The following is a 21561-nucleotide window of genomic DNA, read 5'->3' as shown; positions in this document are numbered from 1 at the left end:
TCTCCGTCACCAAGCCTAGCCGAGGGCGGATGCCAGTGATAGTCTCCGCCGCCGATTCGGAGACAAGATGCGCTCGCTGCACCATTTTTCGCTTCAGCCGCAATCGCGCCGCGTGCGCATTCACCTGCGCGAGAAGAAGCTCGATTTCGAGGCGCTCGCGGAAAAGCCCTGGGAGCGGCGCGAAGGCCTGCTGGCACTCAACCCGGCCGGTGAGACGCCGGTCTTGGTCGAGGAAAACGGCGCCGTCATCGCCGGCGCCTACGCCATCGGCGAATATCTTGAGGAAGCATATGCCGAGACACCGCTCCTGGGCCGCAGCCCCGTCATCCGGGCGGAGGTACGGCGCCTCGTCGCCTGGTTCGACGGCAAGTTCGAGCGCGAGGTCACGCAGAACCTGCTCCATGAAAAGATGGTGAAGCGCCTCCTCGGTCAAGGCGGGCCGGATTCGGGCGCCATCCGCGCCGGCAAGGCCAATATCCGCATCCATCTTGATTACATTTCCTGGCTCTCGGATCGCCGCAACTGGCTGGCCGGCGACGATTTCAGCCTGGCCGACATCGCTGCCGCGGCCCAGATTTCCGCCATCGACTATCTGGGCGATGTCGCCTGGGAGCAGCATCGCGAAGCCGCCGAATGGTATGCGCGCGTCAAATCGCGGCCCAGCTTCCGCCAGATCCTGGCCGACACCTGGCCCGGCACCCAGCCGCCACCGCATTACGCGGACCTCGATTTCTAGGGTCTAGCGCCGCCGCGCCTTCTGGAAATGCGCGATGAAGGCTTTCAGTCCCGCCGAGGGCAGCCTTTGCTGCGGGTAATAGAGGCAGATACCGGCAAAGGGTGGCGTCCATTCGGTCAGAACACGCACAAGTCTACCCGCCGCCAGATCCGCTTCCGCCGATTTCCGGGTGACATAGGCAAGGCCCGCACTCGCGCGCGCAGCCTGCAGACCGAGGCCGTGACTGCCCAGGGTCAGGCGCCCCGGCGGATCGATACGGCTCTCCTCGCCCTGGTGCTCGAACTCCCAGCGGTAAATGGCGCCGCTGGGCATGCGGGCGCGGATGCATTCATGGGCGAAGAGATCGGCCGGCACCTTCGGCACGCCGCGCACCTTGAAGTAGCCGGGCGTTCCCACCACGGCGAATTCCTCCTCTGAACCCAGCGGCAGCGATACCATTTCCTGGGGCACTGATTCCGCAAGCCGCAGGCCGGCATCGAAGCCGGCGGCGACGATGTCGATCATGCGGCCCTCGCTCACCAGATCGACGCGCATGTCCGGATAGGCCGCCAAGAAGTCGAGCACGATCGGCAGCACGCGCTCGGCAGCACCTTCCGAACTGTTGAGGCGCAGCAGTCCTGCCGGCGTGTCGCGGAACCGGTTGACCGTCTCGACCGCATGTTCGATCTCGCGCAGGGCCGGTTTGATGCGCGCCAGGAAATTCTCACCGGCCTCGGTCAGCGATACGCTGCGGGTCGTGCGGTTGAAAATCCGCACGCCCAGGCGCCGCTCCAGACTGGCCACGGCATGGCTGAGCGCGGAAGGCGAGACATTGAGGTCGGCCGCTGCCGCGCGAAAGCTGCGATGGGCCGCCACCGCCGCCAAGGCATGGAGTTCATTGAGGGCGAGGCTCACGGCGTTTATCCAGCATTGTTCGATATTGTGCATGATTACATGCATGATTGAGCAGATTATCACAATAATCCGATACGGTCATATAGGCAGCCCCAACCAAGGAACGCCTCATGACCCAAACGATCCTCATCACCGGCTGCTCGACCGGCTTCGGCCAAGCGTCGGCACGCCTCTTCGCCGCCCGCGGCTGGAATGTCATCGCCACCATGCGTCGGCCGGAAGCGGACGCGGGCCTCAGCAATCTTCCCAACGTGCTGGTGACGCGACTCGACGTCCAGGACCCGGCCAGCATCAATTCCGCCTTCGCTGAAGGCCTGGTCCGTTTCGGCCAGATCGACGTGCTGGTGAACAATGCCGGCTTCGGCCTGTTCGGGGTATTCGAGGAGACGGCGAGAGAAAAGGTGCTGGAGCAGTTCGCGGTCAATCTCTTCGGCCTGATGGACGTTACGCGCGCCCTGCTGCCGCATTTCCGTGCCCGGCGCGCCGGGACCATCGTCAATATCAGCTCGGGCGCGGGCGTTTTCACCTTGCCGATGATCTCGCTCTATTGCGCCTCCAAATTCGCTCTTGAGGGCTTTTCCGAGGCCTTGTCCTACGAGCTTGCGGGTCTCGGCATTGGCGTGAAGATCGTCGAGCCGGGCGGTGTCACCAGCACCTCGTTCGGGCAGCGCAGCGGCACGGAAGCGGCCGCCGCCGCCGCCATTCCCGACTACGTGCCATTTGTGGCCGCCAGCAATGCGGTCTTCGCGGATCTCCGAGCGGCACGTGCCAATGCGACCAGCGAGGACGTGGCGGAAGTGATCTACGCCGCCGCCACCGATCGCACGGACCGGATGCGCTATGTCGCCACGGACGACATCAAGCCGCTGGTGGCAGCCCGGCGCGAAACATCGGAGGCCGAGTATCTGGCCTTCATGCGTGCGCGGGTGACGCCCAAGCTGGGTTAGGGAAAAGGATCAGGCCGCCTGGTCGGCTTCGACCAGGTGGCCGTAGAGCGACAGCATGTTCTCGGTCATGACCGAACGGTCCGCGCGCTGGCGCAGATTGTCGATCACCTGGCTCGTGCGCGCCTCGCGCTCGTCGAGCGGCAGCGAGAGCGCGTCGCGGATGGCCCAGCCCAGGGCCATGGCATCGCCGGGCGGCGTCAGCCAGGCCATCGAACTGCCGTCCAGCACCTCGCGCGCATTGGCGAAGTCGCTGGCCACGACCGGCCTTCCCAAAGCCTGTGCCTCGATGATGACGCGGTTATAGGTGGCCGGCTCCAGATAGGGGGCGACGATGAGGTCGGCCAGCATCAAAGCGGCCGCCATGTCCTTCACCTCCTCGGCGATCAGCACGCGGTCCTGCAGCTGGTGCTGCACGATTTCCTTCTGCAACTGTCCCCGGTAGGCGCCGCCATCATTTTCCGGCCCGACCAGGATGCAGCGCAGATCGAGATCGCGGATCAGCGCCAGCGCCTCCAGCAGCAGTGACTGGCCCTTGCCGCGCTCGAACGCCGCCGGCGCCATGATGACGGGCAAATCGTCGGGCACGCGCCACTGATTGGCCAGTTGCACCACGCGCGGCGCCGTCACCTGGGTGGGATCGAAGCGCGTCAAGTCGATACCGTAAGGCACGACGCTGAGGCGATGGCCGAGGCTGGGAATAGCCTTGGCGATTTCCAGCGCCGTGGCGTTGGAGAGTGTAACGACCAGATCCGATTCGGCGAAGGCGGCACGGCTGCGCTTGCTCAATGCCTGCACGCTCGAGGGACCGTCATGGAAGGTCGTCACCAGCCGGCAGCCGGCTTTTTTCGCGGCGGCGTGGCCGATGACGGCAAGGCTCGCATTCTGCGCGTGGATGATGTCGATGCCGTTCTCGGCAACAAAGCGCGCGACGCGGCGGGCGACGTTGAAATTCGTCACCGGATTGCGGCTGGCCAGCTTCATCTCGACCGCCTTGACGCCCATGCGCGGCAGTTCATGCGTCGAGACCAGCGCCGATTCGCTGGCAAGGAATGCGCGCCCGCCCGCCGCCACGACCGCGCCGCCGATCTCCAGCGCCAGGCGCGATGCGCCGCCGGCGTCGAAATGCGCGACCAGCTGCAACACAGATGGTGCCTTTCGATCCGAGGCGGGAGTGGTAAAAGGAGGTGGCGCGGAAACGGTGTCGATTGACATCTCTTATCCGGGGAGAGCTTCGCCGATGCAGTCCATCAAGAACCCACAGGTCGCCAGAAATTCACAATTAAACAAGTCGCAACATTGGCAACCATTATCAGGCCCCACCGCAGGATTGCAAGCGCCAGGGGAAGGCGGCGGCATCGGGGCCAGCCACGATCGCGTGATGGTGCCAATACGCGCCGAGGCCGAAAGGTTGCAGCTTCCGGGCGGGCGCTTTCTTGCGTATCACCGGCGCAACCTCGCCGCAAACGACCGTGAGGCCGATGGCGTAAATACGCGCAAAGTCCCGCCGGGCATCGTCTTCCTGGGTGGATTTGCCTCGGACATGACCGGCACGAAGGCGATGGCGCTCGATGCCTATTGCGCCGCAACAGGTCGTGCCTTCGTCCGCTTCGACTATAGCGGCCACGGCCAATCGTCCGGCAAATTCGTCGATGGCACGATCGGCGCGTGGCGCGACGACGCGCTGGCGATCGTCGACCAGCTGACGCAGGGACCGCAGATTCTCATCGGTTCCTCAATGGGCGGCTGGCTGATGCTGCTTTGCGCGTTGGCGCGGCCCGACCGCGTTCACGCCCTCATCGGCCTCGCTCCAGCACCCGATTTCACCGAGGAGCTGATGTGGCAGACCATGGATGCCGGCATGCAGCAGCGCCTGATGCAGGAAGGCCGCGTCGAAGAACCCAGTGCCTATAGCGACGATCCTTACGTCATCACCCGCGCCCTCATCGAGGACGGCCGCAAGCATCTGCTGCTGGGCGGCGCCATTCATATCGACCGCCCGGTGCGTCTCATTCACGGCCAGGCCGACGAAGACGTGCCGTTCAGCGTGTCGCTGCGCCTGGCCGATCATCTGGTGACGCAGAATGTGGCAGTGACCCTGGTGAAGGATGGCGATCACCGTCTCTCGCGCCAGCAGGACCTCGAACGCCTCATCATGACGATCGAGGAACTGTCCTAGAGCCCCGCATCGAACAGCGATTTCAGGCCCGGCCGATAGTTCGGGAAGGCGAGGCTGACGCTCAGTTCCTGTTTGATGCGATCGTTTCGCACGCGCTTGTTGTCGTCATAAAAGCTGCGCGCCATGGGCGACAGATCGGCTTCTTCATAGGGCACCATTGGCGGCGGCACCACGCCCAGCAGCTCGCACGCATAGGTGACGACTTCCGCCGGCGGGGCTGGATCATCGTCGCAGACATTGTAGGCGGCACCCGGATTGGGCCGCGCCATCGATGCCACCAGCACCGAGGCGATATCCGAGACGTGGATGCGGCTGAAGACCTGGCCCGCTTTCACCACCCGCCGCGCCCGGCCTTCGCGCACGGTATCGAGCGCCGAGGAACCGGGGCCGTAGATCCCGGCCAGGCGAAAGAGATGCGCCGGCTGCGGCAATGCCTGCCATGCCTGTTCGGCCAGAAGCCGGCGCCGCCCGCGTTCGCCGCTGGGCCGCAGGGGGCTCGTTTCATCGACCCAGCCGCCGCCGCGATCGCCATAGACGCCGGTCGTGGACAGATAGCCGATCCAGGAAAGGCGATGCGCAGCGGCCGCAATCTCGGCCCCGTGCCGGTCGATCGCCGGATCGCCGGCGGCATCGGGCGGCACGGAACCGAGAAGGTCGGTCACATCCGCAAGACGTCCCGCCAGATCCGCCATCGGACGGTCACGGTCGAACGGATAGGCATCAATGCCGCGCGCCCGCAGCGCCGCCGCCTTTTCCGCCGTGCGGCAGGTGCCGGACACGCGCCAGCCCAGGGACAGCAGCCTGTCGGCCAGGTGCAGGGCCGAAAAGCCCAGCCCGAAGCAGAAAAGATGTCCCGATTCCAGCCCGCGCCGGCGTTGGTTCACACGCATGTCAGCTCTCATCGCCTTCGCTTCGTGCCACAATTGCCCCGTCGCGGCAGCAGGCAGCCCGATGAGGCTTGCAAATTGGCGTCCGGGGTTTCATCAATCCGGTCCTAACGGTCGGCAGCGGAAACATCAACCATGCGATTGACGGTATTATTGGCGGGGCTCCTCGTGGGACTTTGGGCGGCGGCGATGCCGCGATTGGCCGGGGCCCAGGAAAAGCTCACCAGCGCCGAGAACGAGCAGCAATATGCCGCCTGCATGGCGCTGGTCGACCGTAACCCGACCGAAGCGCTGGAAAGCGCCGTCGCGTGGGAGAAGCAGGGTGGCGCCGATGCCGCCCAGCATTGCCAGGCGCTGGCCTATATCGGCCTCAAGCAATATGAAGATGCCGGCGTCCTTCTCGAACGCATCGCCGAGACCATGCCGCAGGTGAAGGCGCCGATCGCTTCCGAAGTCTTCGGCCAGGCGGCCTATGCCTGGATGCTGGCGGACAAGTCGCAGCGCGCGCTCCACGATCTCAACCAGGGCCTCTCGCTCAGCCCCAGGAATGTCGAACTGCTGATCGACCGCGCGCGCCTCTATGGCGAAAGCGGCATGTATTTCGAAGCCCTCGACGATCTCAACACGGCTGCGGACCTGTCGCCCAACCGGCCGGACATCTATGCCTATCGCGCTTCGGCCTATGTCTCGCTGAGCCAACTCGATATCGCCGCCGACAATCTCGACCAGGCACTGGCGATAGCACCCGATTATCCACAGGCGCTGCTGGAACGCGGGCGCCTTCATGCCTTGAACGGCGACAAGGACGCGGCGCGCAAGGATTTCCTGCGCGTCCTGGAAGTGGCGCCGAAGACCGATGTCGCCGGCGCCGCCCAGGAGCAGCTGGAAAAACTCGACCTCAAGGCCGAATAGCGGCATCCCGGCGACCATCCCCACCGGCCGGCAGCGAGGCAATCAGGGCGTCCACCTGGTCGCACATGGAATCGAGACTATCCATGACGATGTGCAGGCCGTCACCCGCCGGCATGCGGCGGATACGCTGCCGGCGCAGATCGACCGGCTGCCGTGGATCGCGGATGGTCCCGCCCAGCATATCGGCCAGTTTCCGGCGCACATCGCCGTGCATGATTCCGGCCGATATCGACAGGCGGCACAGAAACAGCAATTCGTCGGCGATGCTCATGGTCAGGCGCGACACTTCCTCGGCAATGGCGGCGAATAAGGGTGCGTGCCCGTATGGCGTTTCCGGCGGCGGCGAAGCCCGTCCATTCTCCATCAGCCGCCGATAGGAATCGAGCGAGGTTTCCATCGCCCGCGCGGCGGTGATTCTCAGCCGGACCAGCGTGTCGCGATCGATCTTCTCCGATGCCCGGTTCATGCGGCACGTTCCTCGCCCGGATGCTGCCGCCGCACGCCCTCACAGGCTGCGGACGGTATGCAGGAAGTTGTTGACCTCGCTGCGCAGGGTCTCGCCGTAGCGGCTGAGCTCGTTGGCCGCCGAGAGTACCTGGGTCGAGGCGATGCTGGTCTGCTGCGACGCCTCCGTGACGCCTAGGACGTTCGTGGTGACTTCGCTGGTGCCGGTCGCGGCCTGCTGTACATTGCGCGAGATTTCCTGGGTCGCGGCTCCCTGCTCCTCGACCGCCGAGGCGATCGCGGTCGATATTTCGCTGACCCGGTTGATGGTCTGGCTGATGCTGTGAATGGCACCCGCCGAACTCTCGGTCGATTCCTGGATCGCGCGCACCTGCGTGCCGATTTCGTCGGTGGCGCGCGCGGTCTGCGTCGCCAGCTGCTTGACCTCGGAGGCCACGACCGCAAAGCCCTTGCCGGCCTCGCCCGCCCGGGCCGCTTCAATCGTCGCATTGAGCGCCAGAAGGTTGGTCTGGCCGGCGATATCGTTGATGAGGGTCACCACGGCGCCGATCTTCTGCGCCGCTTCCGCCAATTGCCTGACGCGGCCATTGGTGTCCTCGGCCTGGCTGACGGCCTGGGTGACGATCCGGGTCGATTCCGCCACCTGGCCGCTGATCTCGTGGATCGACGCCGAAAGCTCCTCGGTGGCCGAGGCCACGGTCGAGACGTTCTGCGTCATCTGTTCGGCGGCGGCGGCAACCGTGTTGGATTGCTGTGCCGTCTCCTCGGCGGTCGCCGCCAGGGACTGGGCGGTGCCTTGCAGCTCGGTCGCCGCGGTGCTGAGCGCATTGACGACTTCGGCGATGACCTTGTCGAAATTGCTGACCGCCTCGCCCATGCGGCGGCCGCGTTCCAGCTGGCGGTCCTGCTCGGCCTGCTGTTCGACACGCAGGCGTTCGGCGGCGATCATGTTCTCCTTGAAGACGTGCAGCGCATTGGCCATTTCGCCGACCTCGTCCTTGCGCTCGGCGCCGGCGATGGCGATGTCGCGCTCGCCATTGGAAAGGCGCAGCATCAGGGCGGAGAGGATCCTGATCGGCTTGGAAATGCCCTGGCCGATGACAAAGGCCACCACCATGCCCAGCGCGAAGCCGGCCAGGCTGAAGCCGATGGCGATCCATTCGCTCTCGACGACGACGGCGGTGATTTCGGCGGCGACCTCATTCTCCTCCGCCTTCGCCTCGACTTTCACCTTTTCCGCTTCGGCAATGATCTCCTCGCTGGCTTCGGCGACCTTTTCGTGAACCAGGACTTCCAGCTTCTCGTCGATCTCCTCGCCCGCCTTGAAGGCCGCCTCATAGGCCGGCGCCAGGGCCTTGGCCTCGGTCAGCTGCGCGGCATAATCCGCGTTGGCCGATACTTTCTCCAGCTGCTCCAGGCTTTTGGCGAGGCCATGGAAGGCCGTCTCCGCCTGTTCGGCCGCCGCCGCTTCGTGGCGGTCGAGCAGCATGTTGACATAAAGGCGCGCCAGCAGGCTCTGGCGCAGGGCGTCGCCGGCCAGGATCGCGGCATTGCTGTTGCCGGCCTTGACCGCTTGGCGCTGGATGGTCTCGAAATCGGCGCTCAATTTCGGGCCGGCCACGTTCAGCGTCTCGCTGGCAAGCTTCGTCCGCTCCTTCTCAAGCTCCACCGCCTGCTCGAAATCGTCGACGACGATCTTCAGCTTCTCGGCCATGGCGGTGAGATCGGCGCGCTCCGCGTCGGTGCCGGCGGCCTTGACGCCGTCTGCGATATCGGCGGCGATCGCCTGTTCCAGCTCATGAATCTCGTCGATATGCGCGGCGTCGCCGGTGCGGACGTAATTGTCGACATGGCTGCGCAGATCGAGCAGGTCGCCTTCGATGTCGGCGGCATCGCCATAGAGTTCGACCGCCGATATGTAGCGAGCGAGGTCGTGGCTGATTCGGCTGAAGCCGACGATTCCGGCGGCCGCGACGATGGCCAATATCAGCAGCACCGCGCCGAACCCCAGGACGATCTTCGTCAGGATCTTGAGGTTCTGAAAAAAGCCGGGACGCACGGCATTGTTCTGCGTGGCGATGAGTGACATGGCGGTTCTCCCGTCTTTCGCTCAGAGTGAATCGAGCAGGAAGCGGCGATGCAGGCTCTGCACCGGTCGCGCATTATTGGGGAAGAGGGCGGCGAACTGGCCGATCTGCGCCGTCGAGGCTTCGATCGGATCCTTGAACACGGTCCACAGCACGCCTTCCGAACAGGGCGGCGTGGTGAGCGATCCCTGATAGCGGAAGAAGCCGCGCCCGACCGGCAGCAGGCCGTCGAGCGCGATCGTCGTGCCGGCATCCGCCTCCTCCGCCGCTTCCTTGGGCATGGCGGCCCAGACCGGGACCAATGCCGCATTCTCGGCGCCAGCGCGGATGAAGACGCCCAGCACCGCCAATTGCCCTTCCGCCGATCTGTGGACGAAATGCAGCTCCAGGTCGAAGCTCTGGCCGGACAGCAGATGCTCGCTGGGATGATGGAAGTGGAACTGCAGCAGCTCGAAGCTCTTGCCGTCGATGAGGGAGCGCGAGCCCGGCTGGCAATTCACCTGGACGGTGTGGCCGTTATTGAGGATCTTCAGCGGCATCGGCTGGAATTGCGGAATGACGCCAGTGAGCTGCGCGCTGACCGCGCGCGTGAGGTCGATCGGCGTCTGCTCGAAGCCCAGCTCGCAGACCTTGAAGTCGGGCGACAGCTCGCCCCAATGTTCCGGGCCTCCTTCGCCTTCATAGGTCCAGTGCGGGCCGGCATGCGTCGTTTGGGCGGCGGCGAACTTGGCGCCGAGGGCCGAACAGATCGGACAAAGCGCGCCGGTGATGGCAAGGCTCTGCAGAAATTTACGCCGGTGGAACTTACGCTGGTGAAGGATGGGCATGACGGTCGGCTCCTCTTGGCAAGTGCGGGCGGCGGCGTCGCTCTTTTGCGTCGAGCATGATCGCTTTCGGCCGGCAGCGCTCCGCGCCAACCGCCAGCCTTGCGCGCAAACTGCCAGATCTGGCGAGCGAAGGACCGGCGCCGTACCCACGGCTATCGTCAGGTGATGTCGCTATTCTTGCAACTTATCAGCTATCAGCGACTTCCTTTAGGAAGGCCGCCACGTCGGTCCGTACTGTCTGAGCCTGATGCCCGAGTTCGCTGGAAGCCGAGAGCACGTCGGCCGATGCCTTGCCGGTATTTGCCGCGGCTGACGTCACCTGCGCGATATTGTTCGAAACAGCCGTCGTGCTGTCGGCTGCCTGTTGCACATTGCGAGCGATTTCCTGCGTCGCGGCGGATTGTTCCTCAACGGCACCGGCGATCGCCGTCGTGATTTCGGAAACCTCGCCGATCGTGGTGACGATACCGGTGATCATGTCAGCCGACTTCTTCGTTTCTTCCTGGATCTGGCCGATCTGCGCGCTGATTTCCTCGGTCGCTCTGGCTGTCTGCGTGGCAAGATTCTTCACTTCCGAAGCGACGACGGCAAAGCCCTTGCCGGCATCCCCGGCGCGGGCAGCTTCGATAGTCGCGTTGAGGGCCAGCAGGTTTGTCTGGCCGGCAATGTCGCTGATCAACTTGACCACGTCGCCGATCTTGTCGGCGGCGGCCGTCAATCCGCGCACGCTTTCGTTCGTGCGTTGGGCTTCCACGACTGCCCGCTGCGAGATCTGTGTCGATTGAATGACCTGGTTGCTGATCTCTGAAATCGAGGATGAAAGCTCCTCGGAAGCGGCGGCGACGGCATGCACGTTCTGCGTTGCGCGGTCGGCCGCCTGGGCGACCAGATCGGCCTGTGTCGAGGTTTGCGTGGCGCTTGCCGCCAAAATATTGGCGGTATCGGAGAGCTGACGGGCGGCACCGTCGACCGCACTCAGGGACGTGTCCATCGTCGTCCCGAAGGTGTCGATTGCCGCGTTCATATTGGCCTGCCGCATCTGACGTTCTTCGAGCATGGCGTCCTGATAGGTCGAGATGGCCAGATCCATGTCCAACAGCACCGCCTGGCTGATGGCGGCGGACAATCTGCCGGTCTTCGCCGGCGCCATGCGGAACTGGGTGGCGGCGAGTACCAGCAAGCGACGCAGGACGAATGAATAGCCGCCAATATACCAACGCGGCTCCAGGCCGATGCGATTGTGCGTCAGGCCGATCGTGCGGATGGATTGGAAATAGCTGTCGTCGAAAGTGCCGGAAAACAGACGCTTCCAATGGCTGCCTTGCGCCGCCTTCAGGCGGGGCGTCTGCGTGCCGACCATGCCGGCCAATTTGCCGACGCCGGTGATGTGGCTGTAGAAGCCGTCCAGAATCTGCGGCAGCACCTTTTCAACAGCGGGCCAGAATTCGCGCAGCATTTGGCGCGAAGCATCGTCGATCTGATGGAAATCGAGGCGAACCGCCCGTTCATCGGCTTCGGAAAACTTCGACCTAGACATCATATCCATTGACTGAAGACCTTTGTGAGTTCGCGAAATAGGGTGAAGTCTGTCGACGGTTCGCCGACGGTCACGGCGTAGGTTGTTGCCACCTCCTCGCCAAGCGCACCCCAGACCGGTGGCCGATGCTGATAGGGCGCGAGCGGCAACAAGCTCGGCGTTGCGCGATGTGAAGGCATGTCTTTGAGGATCAGCTCCTTCTCATTGTTCGGATGCGCGCCCAAAGGCGGGCTCTTTCGAACGCCGGCAGAATGCCTTTTCGCTCGGCGCAGCGCTCCGCGCCGAGTGCCAGTCCTGCGCGCAAACCGCCAAAAACCTGACTGCGAGTAAGTCGTGCAAGACAGAGCACGGAAATACCTCCGTATATTCAAGAAATTATTCTTACGCTTAGTAGATACAGCCACGAAGGGTGTATTTCATGGCATTTCTTAAATACCGAATTCCAGGCGGGTCATGTATCATGTTATTCATGGCGCAGCGCCCCACCGGCGGCACTATACGAAAGACATGCTATCGCCAACCCCTGAAGGGCCATTAACTTAACCTTTCGGAAATGTTGGGCTCGCAGAATCGCTGCGATATCGCTGCGGTTTCGGCAAGGATATGTGATGTCGGTGAACATTGTCTCTCAATCCAGGCCGCTCAGCGGCCATCCGGCATTCGCCGTGTCGGACTTCGACCGGCTCGCCGGCATTCTCGAGGCACAGTTCGGGGCGGACATTGCGGAGCTTCCTGGTGCCGGTCATGTCAATGCGACCATCAACTGCGCCCGGCTCAAGGATAGCGAGCTTTGGTACTGCATCTTCGGGACACCGCTTTCGGCGAAGTTTCCTGACAGCGATCATCTGAGGTTGCAGTTGCAGCATCGTGGCGTCGGCGGCACCTGGCAGGGGCGGCGGCTCGCACCCGTGACAGAACAATTCGGCTGCATCTCGCGTGCCGAAATCGAGATTGATCTGGCCGAGGATTTCGAGCAACTGGCCTGGCGCATTCCCAAAGGCAAGCTCGAACAGAAGCTTTCGCTGATGATCGGACGGCCGATCGGCTATGCGCTGACCTTTGCGCCGTCGCTCGACCTCACTTCCTCGGCGGGCGCCATGCTGAAGCAGGTGTTCCACTGCCTGCTGCGGGCTGTGGAATGCAGTAGCGCGCCGGCATCTCATCTTGTCGTTGCCGAGCTGGAACAGGCGCTTATAGGTACGTTTCTGGCAACGGCGGACCATTCCGGCCGCGCCTTGCTGGAGGGTAGAGCAAGCCGCGCCTCGCCCTGGCAGGTGCGCCGGGCCGAGGCGCATATCGAAGCCAATTGGGACAAGCCGATCGCGATCGAGGATCTGGTCGCGGCCTGCGGCACCTCGGCACGCTCGCTCTTTCGCAGCTTCAAGGAAAATCGCGGCTGCACGCCGATGGAATTCACCCGCCGCCTGCGCCTGCACCATGCGCGCCGGATGCTGGAACATCCGCACCCGGCGACGACCGTCACCGACGTGGCGTTTGCCTGCGGCTTCGGCGATCTCGGCCGTTTCGCCAAGGAATTCCACCGCGCCTTCGGCGAACGCCCCTCCGAGCTTCTGGCCCGGCGCCGCGATAACTTGGCGGTGGCTTGAACAGGAGCCGGCTTCTCCGCCTGCCGGCATCGTTGCGAGCGTCCCTCTCTTGGATCGTCCCCCGCTGGACCTGCGTCATCCAGCAGGCGTTCTCAGGACGCGCATTCCCTGTCATGCTCCGGAAATGGGGACGACAGAGATTTGTCATCGAGTTCACGCTAGTGTTCGGTTATCAATCCCGTCCTACCAGCCGAGCTGACCATGCCCGATACCGCCGCCGCGACACCGACTGTCCATTCCCGCCGGACCAAGGCGGTGGTCTGGCTGCTCCAGGGCGCGCGGCTGGGCGACAATCAGCAGGTCCTGGCCTTGGGTGCGGCACTCGAGGCCCGCTTTGGCTGGCAGCTGGTCGTCAAGCAGCTGAAGTTCCGCTCCGGCCCGGTCCCCGGCAGCGATCCCGCCCGCGGCATCGACCATGTGATCCTGGACCGGAGCGATTCCCTCACGGCCACCGGCGAGGATGGCTGGCCGCATATCGTCATCGCCATCGGCCGCCGCGCGGCGCCGGTCGCGCGCTGGATCAGGATGCGGGCGGCACCCTATGCCATTCACATCCAGCTCGGCCGTTTCCAGGACCCTTACGAAAGCGTCGATCTGCTGGTGACGACCGCGCAATACGGCCTTCCCAGTGCACCCAATGTCCTGCATCTCAGCCTGCCGATGACGGCGCGCAAGGCGGAAAGCCTGGCCGCCGCCGCTCATTCCTTCGCGCCCGTCTTTGCCGGCATTCCGGGTGCTCCGATCGGCGTCCTGGTGGGCGGCCCGTCCAACCCGATCACGTTCGGGGCCGAAGACGGCGAAAGATTGCTGGCCGAGGCGCTGGCTTTTGCCGACCGGCGCCAGGGCACGCTGCTCGTCGCCACCTCGCCGCGCACGCCGCCCGAAATCGTGAACCGTCTCAAGGCGGGCCTGCCGGCGCCGCACCGGCTCTTCCCGTTCGAAGCGGGTATCGGCGCGCGCAATCCCTATCCCGCTCTGCTGGCGCGCTGCGCTGCGTTCATCGTCACCAATGACAGCGTCTCGATGGTGGCCGACGCGGCGCTGACCGGGCGTGAAGTGCGCCTGTTCGAACTGCCCCTCATCCGCCCCCGCCCGCTCTGGCAGCCCAGCTGGCCGCTGGCGCATTGGGTCGGCCGCCGCCGCAACATGCGCCTGGTGCGCGGCCTGGATGCCGATTGGCTCGACCGCTGGTTCGAAGCGGAGGTGCGCCGGGCCAGGGCCCAGCCGACCCGCTATGTGCCGACGATCATGAGCCGGCTGCTGCGCGAACGGCATGTGGCGCGCCTCGCCGATCCCCATCCGCCGCGCACCGATCTGGTCCCGCTGATCACCCAGGAATTGGACATGGTCGCGGCCCGCATCGTGGCGCTGCTTGCCGAAAGACGGGCGGCCGCCCTGCGCGACCGGCTGAGGGACGGCGGCGGCCGGTTCGTTCATGCGGCGCCGCGCGAGCGCGAAGACCAGGCAGCGATGCGCCTGCAGCCCGCCGAATAGGCCCCATCTGCTGTTTTCGGGCGGCTATTTCTCTCGGCCGAAGGCCAGGAACGCCGCCAGGGTAAGCAGGCCGATCGTCGCCATCGCGGCCCCGGCCAGGGCAATGCCGTCGCTTTCCAGGGCGATATAGCCGGCCACCCCGAAGGTAGTGCCCAGGACGATATCCAGGCCCAGCAGGGCTATGACCAGCATGTTGTTGCGCTGTGCCTTGCCCATCGGCGTCATCGCCTTGGCGATCAGGCCGGGCCGCGCCGGCGCGTCGCCTGCCCGCCCGGCATTGCCATCCCCGTCCTTCCCGACAGGTGGGCGCGCGCCTGAGAGCCACGCACTTGAGAGCCATTGGCGAAAAACGGATTTTTCAGTCCCCATCGGGCCATTCTAGCCGATTCGCGGACGCCTGTCAGATGTGGGTAGTTGACTAAAACAGTCGGCAACCGCTTCAACCTGCCACAATCGTTAAGATTTCCGCCAGCGCGACCTTGCGCGCTTGTGCGAACCGCCTATATATCCCCTCGAAACCAATGCCTAAGGGCGCAAGGCTGTGCCCGGGCATTTCTGATCTTACGTTGTTGCTAAGTCGGGGATCCCCGGAAAGGGTGCTTCGGTCAAGAAGGCCCGGGAGCGGGATTTGCCGCAAGAAAGGATGAACGCCCATGGCTAAAGTTATCGGTATCGACCTCGGCACGACCAATTCCTGCGTCGCCGTGATGGAAGGCAAGGACGTCAAGGTCATCGAGAATTCGGAAGGTGCCCGCACTACCCCCTCGATGGTCGCCTTCACGGAGTCCGGCGAACGCCTCGTCGGCCAAGCCTCCAAGCGCCAGGCCGTGACCAACCCGGAAAACACCCTCTTCGCCATCAAGCGCCTGATCGGCCGCCGCTTCGACGATCCGACCACCAAGAAGGACATCGACCTCGTCCCCTACAAGATCGTCTCGGGCGACAATGGCGATGCCTGGGTCAATGCCCATGGCAAGAATTATAGCCCCAGCCAGATTTCGGCTTTCATCCTCGGCAAGATGAAGGAAACGGCCGAAGCCTATCTCGGTGAAAAGGTGACCCAGGCGGTCATCACCGTGCCCGCTTATTTCAACGACAGCCAGCGCCAGGCCACCAAGGATGCCGGCCGCATCGCCGGCCTTGAAGTGCTGCGCATCATCAACGAGCCGACCGCCGCGGCCCTTGCCTATGGCATGGACAAGAAGAATGGCGGCGTCATCGCGGTCTACGATCTTGGCGGTGGCACCTTCGACGTCTCGGTGCTGGAAATCGGCGATGGCGTGTTCGAGGTGAAGTCGACCAACGGCGACACCTTCCTCGGCGGCGAGGATTTCGACGCGCGCATCATCGATTACCTCGCTGACGAGTTCAAAAAAGAGAACGGCATCGACCTCAAGAAGGATAAGCTGGCCCTGCAGCGCCTCAAGGAAGCTGCCGAAAAGGCCAAGATCGAGCTTTCGTCTGCGATGCAGACCGAGGTCAATCTGCCCTTCATCACGGCCGACCAGACGGGCCCCAAGCATCTCATCATCAAGCTGACGCGCGCCAAGCTCGAAGCCCTCGTTGACGATCTCATCGAGCGCACCATGGAGCCGTGCCGGAAAGCGCTCAAGGATGCGGGCCTCAAATCCTCCGACATCCAGGAAGTGATCCTCGTGGGCGGCATGACCCGCATGCCCAAGATCATGGAAAAGGTGAAGGAGTTCTTCGGCAAGGAACCGAACCGTTCGGTCAACCCTGACGAAGTGGTCGCCATCGGCGCCGCCATCCAGGGCGCGGTGCTGAAGGGCGAAGTGAAGGACGTGCTGCTGCTCGACGTGACCCCGCTGTCGCTGGGCATCGAAACGCTGGGTGGCGTGTTCACGCGCCTCATCGATCGCAACACCACGATCCCGACCAAGAAGTCCCAGGTCTTCTCGACCGCCGAGGACGGCCAGACCGCGGTCACCATCCGCGTGTTCCAGGGCGAGCGTGAAATGGCCGCGGACAACAAGATCCTCGGCCAGTTCGATCTGGTGGGCCTGCCCGCCGCCCCGCGCGGCGTGCCGCAGATCGAGGTCACTTTCGACATCGACGCCAACGGCATCGTCAACGTCTCCGCCAAGGACAAGGCCACCGGCAAGGAACAGCAGATCCGCATCCAGGCCTCGGGCGGTCTCACCGACACCGACATCGAAAAGATGGTGAAGGACGCCGAGGCCCATAAGGCCGAGGACGAGAAGCGCAAGAAGCTCGTCGAGGCCCGCAACCAGGCCGACGCCCTCGTGCACAATGCCGAAAAGCAGGTGAAGGATGCCGGCGACAAGGTCTCGGCCGAGGACAAGTCCCTGGTCGACGCGGCCGCTGCCGACCTCAAGGCCGTCAAGGATGGCGATGATGTCGAAGCCATCGAGGCCAAGACCCAGGCCCTGACACAGGCGCTGATGAAAGTCGGCGAGGCGCTCTACAAGGCCCAGGCCGCCGAAGGCGGCGCGCCGGGTGCCGATGCCGGCGAAGCCTCGGGCGCCGGTGCTTCCGCCAATGACGAAAAGGTGGTCGACGCCGATTTCGAGGAAGTCGACGACCGCAAGGGCAAGAGCGCCTGATCGCCTAGCGCGTTCCTGAAAGACGCGTGGTAGATAGAGAGGTCGGCGCCCGTATCCCCCAAGATACCGGTTCCGGCCTCTCCCTTTGTCCAAGTGGACACGACATCAATTCTGGCCAGACGATTGCAGCATGAAGCGCGACTATTACGAAACGCTCGGCGTTGAAAAAGGTGCCGATGCCGACGCCCTCAAAAAGGCCTTTCGTAAGAAGGCGATGGAATTCCACCCGGACCGCAATCCCGGCAGTGCCGAGGCGGAAGGCAAGTTCAAGGAATTGAACGAAGCCTACGATGTCCTCAAAGACGAGCAGAAACGCGCCGCCTACGACCGCTTCGGCCATGCCGCCTTCGAAAACGGCCACGGTGGCGGTGGCGGTTTCCGCAATGGCGGCGGCTTCGACGCGTCGGGTTTTGCCGATATTTTCGACGAGATGTTCGGCGACTTCATGGGCCGGCGCGGTGGCGGCGGCCAGGCGCGCGGGCGGGGCTCGGACCTGCGCTTCAACATGGAAATCAGCCTCGAGGAGGCCTTCCACGGCAAGCAGACGACCATCCGCGTGCCCAGCTCCGTCATGTGCGACGATTGCCATGGGACGGGCGGCGAAAAGGGTGCGCAGCCCATCACCTGCCCGGCCTGCCATGGCCATGGCAAGGTGCGCGCGACGCAAGGCTTTTTCACCATCGAGCGCAGCTGCCAGCATTGCGGCGGCGCCGGCAAGGTGATCGAGAAGGCCTGCAAGTCCTGCCACGGCTCCGGCCGCACGGCCAAGGAAAAGACGCTGCAGGTCAATGTCCCGGCCGGGGTCGAGGAGGGAACGCGCATCCGCCTCGCCGGCGAGGGCGAGGCCGGCATGATGGGGGCACCGGCGGGCGACCTCTACATCTTCCTCTCATTGAAGCCGCACCGCATCTTCGAGCGCGACGGCGCCAACATCCATTGCCGCGTGCCCATCGCCATGGCGACGGCGGCGCTGGGCGGGCATATCGAGATCCCCACGGTCGATGGTGGCCGCGCCAAGGTCACCGTGCCCCACGGCGCCCAGACCGGCCAGCAGTTCCGCCTGAAGGGCAAGGGCATGTCGGTGCTGCGCAGCCAATCGCGCGGCGACATGTATGTCGAGCTCTCCGTCGAAACCCCGGTCAATCTGAGCAAGAAGCAGAAGGAACTGCTCAGCCAGTTCGAAGCCGAAGGCAAGAAGCACGGCAACCATTCCCCCCAAAGCGAAGGCTTCTTCGCCCGGGTGAAGGAGTTCTTCGACAGCCACAAGGAATGACGACAGACAGCAGCGCGGTCCTTACACAACCTTTGGAAGCGTGAACTAATAAGATCTGTAGACTGCGGAGGAACGTTGCTTTGCGGGATGGTGTGTTGATTGACTGTTGAGGGGCCATAAGTCAGTAGAGGGTTCAGCGGTGATTAGTCGGAAAGCGTTACGTGATGTGGTAGGAAGTTGGGACAAAGCCACAACGTGTTGAGAATTTACGCATACATGGATATTGACTCTACGCTTATTTTGAGTCCACGAATCGACTCAAAGTCCTTGACTTCGATTCCATACGGCCCATATTTGTCTCATTACTTTTTCCTCTCTGGACACGCCTTAACTGGCCTCTAGCGAGGTTATTGCTAAAATGAGCCGCGTCCGTCAGACTACTTTCAGTCGTGATGGGGGTGGCTTTTTTTATGGCTAACATTCCGGCAGTCAAGCGTGCCATAGCCTTCTTTGATGGGCAGAATCTATTTCACGGCGCTAAGTCGGCCTTTGGATATACTTTTCCAAACTTTGACGTGAAACTGCTTGCCGAAAGAGTGTGCGTCGACCAAGGCTGGAAGTGCGAAGGAGTTCGGTTTTATACCGGTGTACCCGACGCCTCCGACAACGCATTCTGGAACCATTTTTGGACAGCCAAAGGCGCCCAGATGGGACGGCAGGGCGTTCACCTTTTTACGAGATCTCTACGCTACAGAAACAAGCAGGTGAAGTTGCCAGACGGCACAATTCACTCTTTCTTGGATGGTGATGAAAAGGGGATAGACGTTCGAATTGCGCTGGATGTCATAAGGTTGGCCCATGAAGCTGCGTATGACGTGGCATTGCTTTTTTGTCGCGACCAGGATTTTTCCGAAGTTGCAGAAGAGCTTCGATATATCGCAAAGAAGCAGGATAGATGGCTTAAAGTTGCTTCCGCATATCCATTCAGCCCAACCACTAAACACGTGCGTGGAATCGATAAGACCGACTGGATACGTATAGATAGGGCAACGTACGACGCATGCCTTGATACTCGCGACTATCGTCCCAAGAAAAACTAAGGCGCCTACTCGGATCTTTCCAGGACTAGGTATCGATTGTCGAACTGGCATTAGGCGGTGCATTAGGCGGTACTGCTACGATATCGGATAAAGTTGCTCGTCACGGCAGCAGAATGATGCTGCCGGCGCTCTTTCCGCTTTCCAGTTCGGCATGCACCCTGGCGGCATCCGCCAGGGCGTAATGCTGTGTGTGCGTGGGCGCGAGGCCTGCGCCCAACATTTCAAGCACGGCAGCGGCGGCCGTTGCATAGGTCGCAGCCTCCGCCGCATAGGCCATGACGCTGGGGCGTGCGAAGGTGAGCGAGCGGCGCGGGCCCAGGGCTTCGACGGCCAAGGGGGGTATCGGTCCCGCCGCCTGGCCGATGCTGGCCACCAGGCCGAAGGGCCGCACGCAATCCAAGGTCTGCGGCAATCTGGTGCCGCCGATGCCGTCATAGGCGACATCGACCCCGCGCCCGTCGGTCAGCTTGCGCACCTCTGCCGGCAGATCCGCATCGCGCCCGACGATGACGGCATCAGCGCCGTTGGCGCGCGCCACCTCGGCCTTGGCTTCCGATCCCACCGTGCCGATGACCCGGGCGCCAAGGCGCTTGGCCCATTGCGTCAGCAGGCTGCCGAGCCCGCCGGCCGCCCCCAGCACCAGCAGCGTGCTTCCCGGCACTACCGGATAGATCCGGGTCAGCAGCATATGCGCGGTTAAACCTTTCAGCAGCGACCCCGCCGCCAGCCTGGCATCGACCGTCGCCGGCAATTTGACGGCGCGCGCCGCCGGCAGGATGCGGGCGCTGGCATAGGCGCCAACCGGATGGCCCGCATAGGCGATCCGGTCGCCTACCGCGAGATCCGCCACGCCAGGCCCGAGCATTTCGACGATTCCGGCCGCTTCCGCCCCCAGCACCGCCGGCAAGGGCAGCGGGTAGAGCCCGGCGCGATGATAGGTGTCGAGGAAATTGACCCCGATCGCCTCATGGCGCACCAGTATCTCGCCAGGCCCCGGCGGCGGCAGGGTGATGCCGGCATATTCCAGCTGCTCGATGCCACCCGCTGCCTTGATTCTAACGACATGTTCCATGCCAGCCTCCCTTGTTGCGGCGGGCAGGATGAGGCATGGACTGATTGGGTGAAATTACCCATTTTCTCCCATCATATGTGATAAAATAGCGCATGTTCGACTGGGAAGATTTGCGTCATTTCGCGGCCCTCGCGCAGGAGGGGTCGCTTTCGGCGGCGGCTCGCGCACTCCAGGTCGAGCACGCGACGGTGGCGCGCCGCGTCGCCGGGCTGGAAGCCGCCTTGGGCCTGAAGCTGGTCGATCGCCGGCCGCGCAGCTATGCGCTCACGGGGGATGGCCAGCGGATCGCGGCCATTGCCGGCCGGGTCGAAGCCGAAATCCTCGCCATCGAGCGTGTCGCGCGGGCCGGCCGGAAAGGCCTGGTGGGCGAGGTGTCGCTGAGCGCGCCGCCCGCGATGCTGCGCGCCGTCATCGTACGGCACCTGGCGGCGCTGAAGGTTCGGCATCCAGGTATCCGCATCGACCTCATTGCGGAAAAACGGCTGGCTTCCTTGGCGCGGCGCGAAGCCGATATCGCGGTGCGCCTCAGCCGGCCGGAGGGAGCCGGCCTGGTGGCGCGGCGCATCGGTAGCCAGCCCTTCCGGCTCTACGCCGCCGCCGGCTATCTCTCGGTGCGGGCGCCGGCGGACTACGAATTCATCGCCCATGAAGGCGACATGGCCCAATCGCCCCAGCAGCAATGGCTGGCGCAGGTGGTGGCGGGCCGCCGCATCGTGATGCGCTCGGCCGATGCCGATGTGCAGCTGGCCGCCGTTCTGGCGGGGATCGGCGTTGCCGTCCTGCCGAGTTTTCTGGCCGACGGGCAGCCGGGCCTCGTTGCCGTGCCCGCCGGCATGCCGGACATCAGCCGCGACATCTGGCTGGTGGTGCATGAGGATCTGCAGCGGAGCCCCATCGTGCGCGCCGTTCTCGACCATCTGGCTTCAGCCTTTGCCTGAAGCCAGATGATCGAGGAAGGTGCTGCTTCCACCGGCAAGAGTGGAGGATTACGCCGGGAAAGTTTGCGACGACTGCCGATCATC

20 protein-coding genes are annotated in these 21561 nt (G+C 63.8%); 10 read left to right on the top strand and 10 right to left on the bottom strand.

Translation table 11 applies throughout. The features are described from left to right. Positions 1-67: 67 nt before the first annotated feature. Complete coding sequence (locus ACE3TY_RS07710; RefSeq protein WP_374652440.1) at positions 68-736, top strand: glutathione S-transferase family protein; 669 nt, start codon at positions 68-70, stop codon at positions 734-736. Between the two features lie 3 nt (positions 737-739). On the opposite strand, the gene ACE3TY_RS07705 is transcribed toward ACE3TY_RS07710, so the two are convergent. Then, positions 740-1663: a LysR family transcriptional regulator gene (locus ACE3TY_RS07705; protein ID WP_374652438.1), complete on the bottom strand. Its 924-nt coding sequence runs from the start codon at positions 1661-1663 to the stop codon at positions 740-742. Between the two features lie 77 nt (positions 1664-1740). Between ACE3TY_RS07705 and ACE3TY_RS07700 the strand changes: the two genes are divergently transcribed. Then, complete coding sequence (locus tag ACE3TY_RS07700; protein WP_374652437.1) at positions 1741-2577, top strand: SDR family oxidoreductase; 837 nt, start codon at positions 1741-1743, stop codon at positions 2575-2577. Between the two features lie 9 nt (positions 2578-2586). Here the strand turns inward: ACE3TY_RS07700 and ACE3TY_RS07695 are convergent, their stop codons facing one another. Then, the gene (locus ACE3TY_RS07695; RefSeq protein WP_374652435.1) at positions 2587-3720 is read right to left on the bottom strand and encodes a glycosyltransferase; all 1134 of its coding nucleotides are present in this window, start codon (positions 3718-3720) and stop codon (positions 2587-2589) included. 235 nt (positions 3721-3955) lie between these two features. On the opposite strand from ACE3TY_RS07695, the gene ACE3TY_RS07690 reads away from it, so the two are divergent. Then, positions 3956-4753 carry an alpha/beta hydrolase gene (locus ACE3TY_RS07690; RefSeq protein ID WP_374652433.1) on the top strand — a complete coding sequence of 266 codons (798 nt, stop codon included), beginning with the start codon at positions 3956-3958 and terminating at the stop codon, positions 4751-4753. On the opposite strand, the gene ACE3TY_RS07685 is transcribed toward ACE3TY_RS07690, so the two are convergent. Further along, complete coding sequence (locus tag ACE3TY_RS07685) at positions 4750-5643, bottom strand: SDR family oxidoreductase (RefSeq protein ID WP_374652431.1); 894 nt, start codon at positions 5641-5643, stop codon at positions 4750-4752. The two genes, ACE3TY_RS07690 and ACE3TY_RS07685, sit on opposite strands and share 4 nt — an antisense overlap. A gap of 186 nt (positions 5644-5829) precedes the next feature. Between ACE3TY_RS07685 and ACE3TY_RS07680 the strand changes: the two genes are divergently transcribed. After that, positions 5830-6552, top strand: coding sequence for a tetratricopeptide repeat protein (locus ACE3TY_RS07680; RefSeq protein WP_374652429.1), 723 nt, complete (start codon positions 5830-5832; stop codon positions 6550-6552). On the opposite strand, the gene ACE3TY_RS07675 is transcribed toward ACE3TY_RS07680, so the two are convergent. The 5 genes from ACE3TY_RS07675 to ACE3TY_RS07655 all read right to left on the bottom strand — a co-directional run bounded on the left by ACE3TY_RS07675 (position 6539) and on the right by ACE3TY_RS07655 (position 11692). Next, positions 6539-7018 carry a hypothetical protein gene (locus ACE3TY_RS07675; RefSeq protein ID WP_374652427.1) on the bottom strand — a complete coding sequence of 160 codons (480 nt, stop codon included), beginning with the start codon at positions 7016-7018 and terminating at the stop codon, positions 6539-6541. The two genes, ACE3TY_RS07680 and ACE3TY_RS07675, sit on opposite strands and share 14 nt — an antisense overlap. 39 nt (positions 7019-7057) lie before the next feature. Continuing rightward, positions 7058-9106: a methyl-accepting chemotaxis protein gene (locus ACE3TY_RS07670; RefSeq protein WP_374652425.1), complete on the bottom strand. Its 2049-nt coding sequence runs from the start codon at positions 9104-9106 to the stop codon at positions 7058-7060. 21 nt (positions 9107-9127) lie between these two features. After that, complete coding sequence (locus ACE3TY_RS07665; protein WP_374652423.1) at positions 9128-9931, bottom strand: carbonic anhydrase; 804 nt, start codon at positions 9929-9931, stop codon at positions 9128-9130. A 187-nt stretch (positions 9932-10118) separates the two neighbouring features. After that, positions 10119-11477, bottom strand: coding sequence for a protoglobin domain-containing protein (locus ACE3TY_RS07660; protein WP_374652421.1), 1359 nt, complete (start codon positions 11475-11477; stop codon positions 10119-10121). Next, positions 11468-11692: a hypothetical protein gene (locus ACE3TY_RS07655; RefSeq protein WP_374652419.1), complete on the bottom strand. Its 225-nt coding sequence runs from the start codon at positions 11690-11692 to the stop codon at positions 11468-11470. The genes ACE3TY_RS07660 and ACE3TY_RS07655 overlap by 10 nt, the downstream gene beginning before the upstream one ends. 384 nt (positions 11693-12076) lie before the next feature. Here ACE3TY_RS07655 and ACE3TY_RS07650 point away from each other — a divergent pair, with 384 nt between their 5' ends. Both ACE3TY_RS07650 and ACE3TY_RS07645 read left to right on the top strand, forming a co-directional pair. Then, positions 12077-13075 (top strand): AraC family transcriptional regulator, encoded by a 999-nt coding sequence (locus tag ACE3TY_RS07650; protein WP_374652417.1) that lies wholly within the window; start codon positions 12077-12079, stop codon positions 13073-13075. Positions 13076-13276: 201 nt separating this feature from the next. Further along, positions 13277-14569, top strand: coding sequence for an ELM1/GtrOC1 family putative glycosyltransferase (locus tag ACE3TY_RS07645; protein ID WP_374652415.1), 1293 nt, complete (start codon positions 13277-13279; stop codon positions 14567-14569). A 24-nt stretch (positions 14570-14593) separates the two neighbouring features. Here the strand turns inward: ACE3TY_RS07645 and ACE3TY_RS07640 are convergent, their stop codons facing one another. After that, on the bottom strand, positions 14594-14938 hold the full coding sequence (locus ACE3TY_RS07640) for a hypothetical protein (RefSeq protein WP_374652413.1): 345 nt from the start codon (positions 14936-14938) through the stop codon (positions 14594-14596). Positions 14939-15222: 284 nt separating this feature from the next. Here ACE3TY_RS07640 and dnaK point away from each other — a divergent pair, with 284 nt between their 5' ends. From dnaK to ACE3TY_RS07625, 3 genes are all read left to right on the top strand, one after another. After that, positions 15223-17154 (top strand): molecular chaperone DnaK, encoded by a 1932-nt coding sequence (gene dnaK / locus ACE3TY_RS07635; RefSeq protein ID WP_374652411.1) that lies wholly within the window; start codon positions 15223-15225, stop codon positions 17152-17154. Positions 17155-17284: 130 nt separating this feature from the next. Continuing rightward, positions 17285-18427, top strand: a complete 1143-nt coding sequence (gene dnaJ / locus ACE3TY_RS07630) for a molecular chaperone DnaJ (protein WP_374652409.1) — start codon at positions 17285-17287, stop codon at positions 18425-18427. A 410-nt stretch (positions 18428-18837) separates the two neighbouring features. Then, positions 18838-19467: an NYN domain-containing protein gene (locus tag ACE3TY_RS07625; protein ID WP_374652407.1), complete on the top strand. Its 630-nt coding sequence runs from the start codon at positions 18838-18840 to the stop codon at positions 19465-19467. A gap of 100 nt (positions 19468-19567) precedes the next feature. Here ACE3TY_RS07625 and ACE3TY_RS07620 read toward each other — a convergent pair whose 3' ends face one another. Then, entirely contained in the window at positions 19568-20539 is a 972-nt protein-coding gene (locus ACE3TY_RS07620; protein ID WP_374652405.1) for a quinone oxidoreductase, read from the bottom strand. Positions 20540-20631: 92 nt separating this feature from the next. On the opposite strand from ACE3TY_RS07620, the gene ACE3TY_RS07615 reads away from it, so the two are divergent. Continuing rightward, a complete protein-coding gene (locus ACE3TY_RS07615) occupies positions 20632-21477 on the top strand; it encodes a LysR family transcriptional regulator (protein ID WP_374652403.1) in 846 nt (281 codons plus the stop codon). Positions 21478-21561: the final 84 nt, after the last annotated feature.

The organism is Dongia sp., from assembly GCF_041918875.1.
Classification (GTDB): domain Bacteria; phylum Pseudomonadota; class Alphaproteobacteria; order Dongiales; family Dongiaceae; genus Dongia.
Note: the sequence above shows the minus strand (reverse complement) of the source record. Positions and strands in the feature narration are given on the sequence as shown.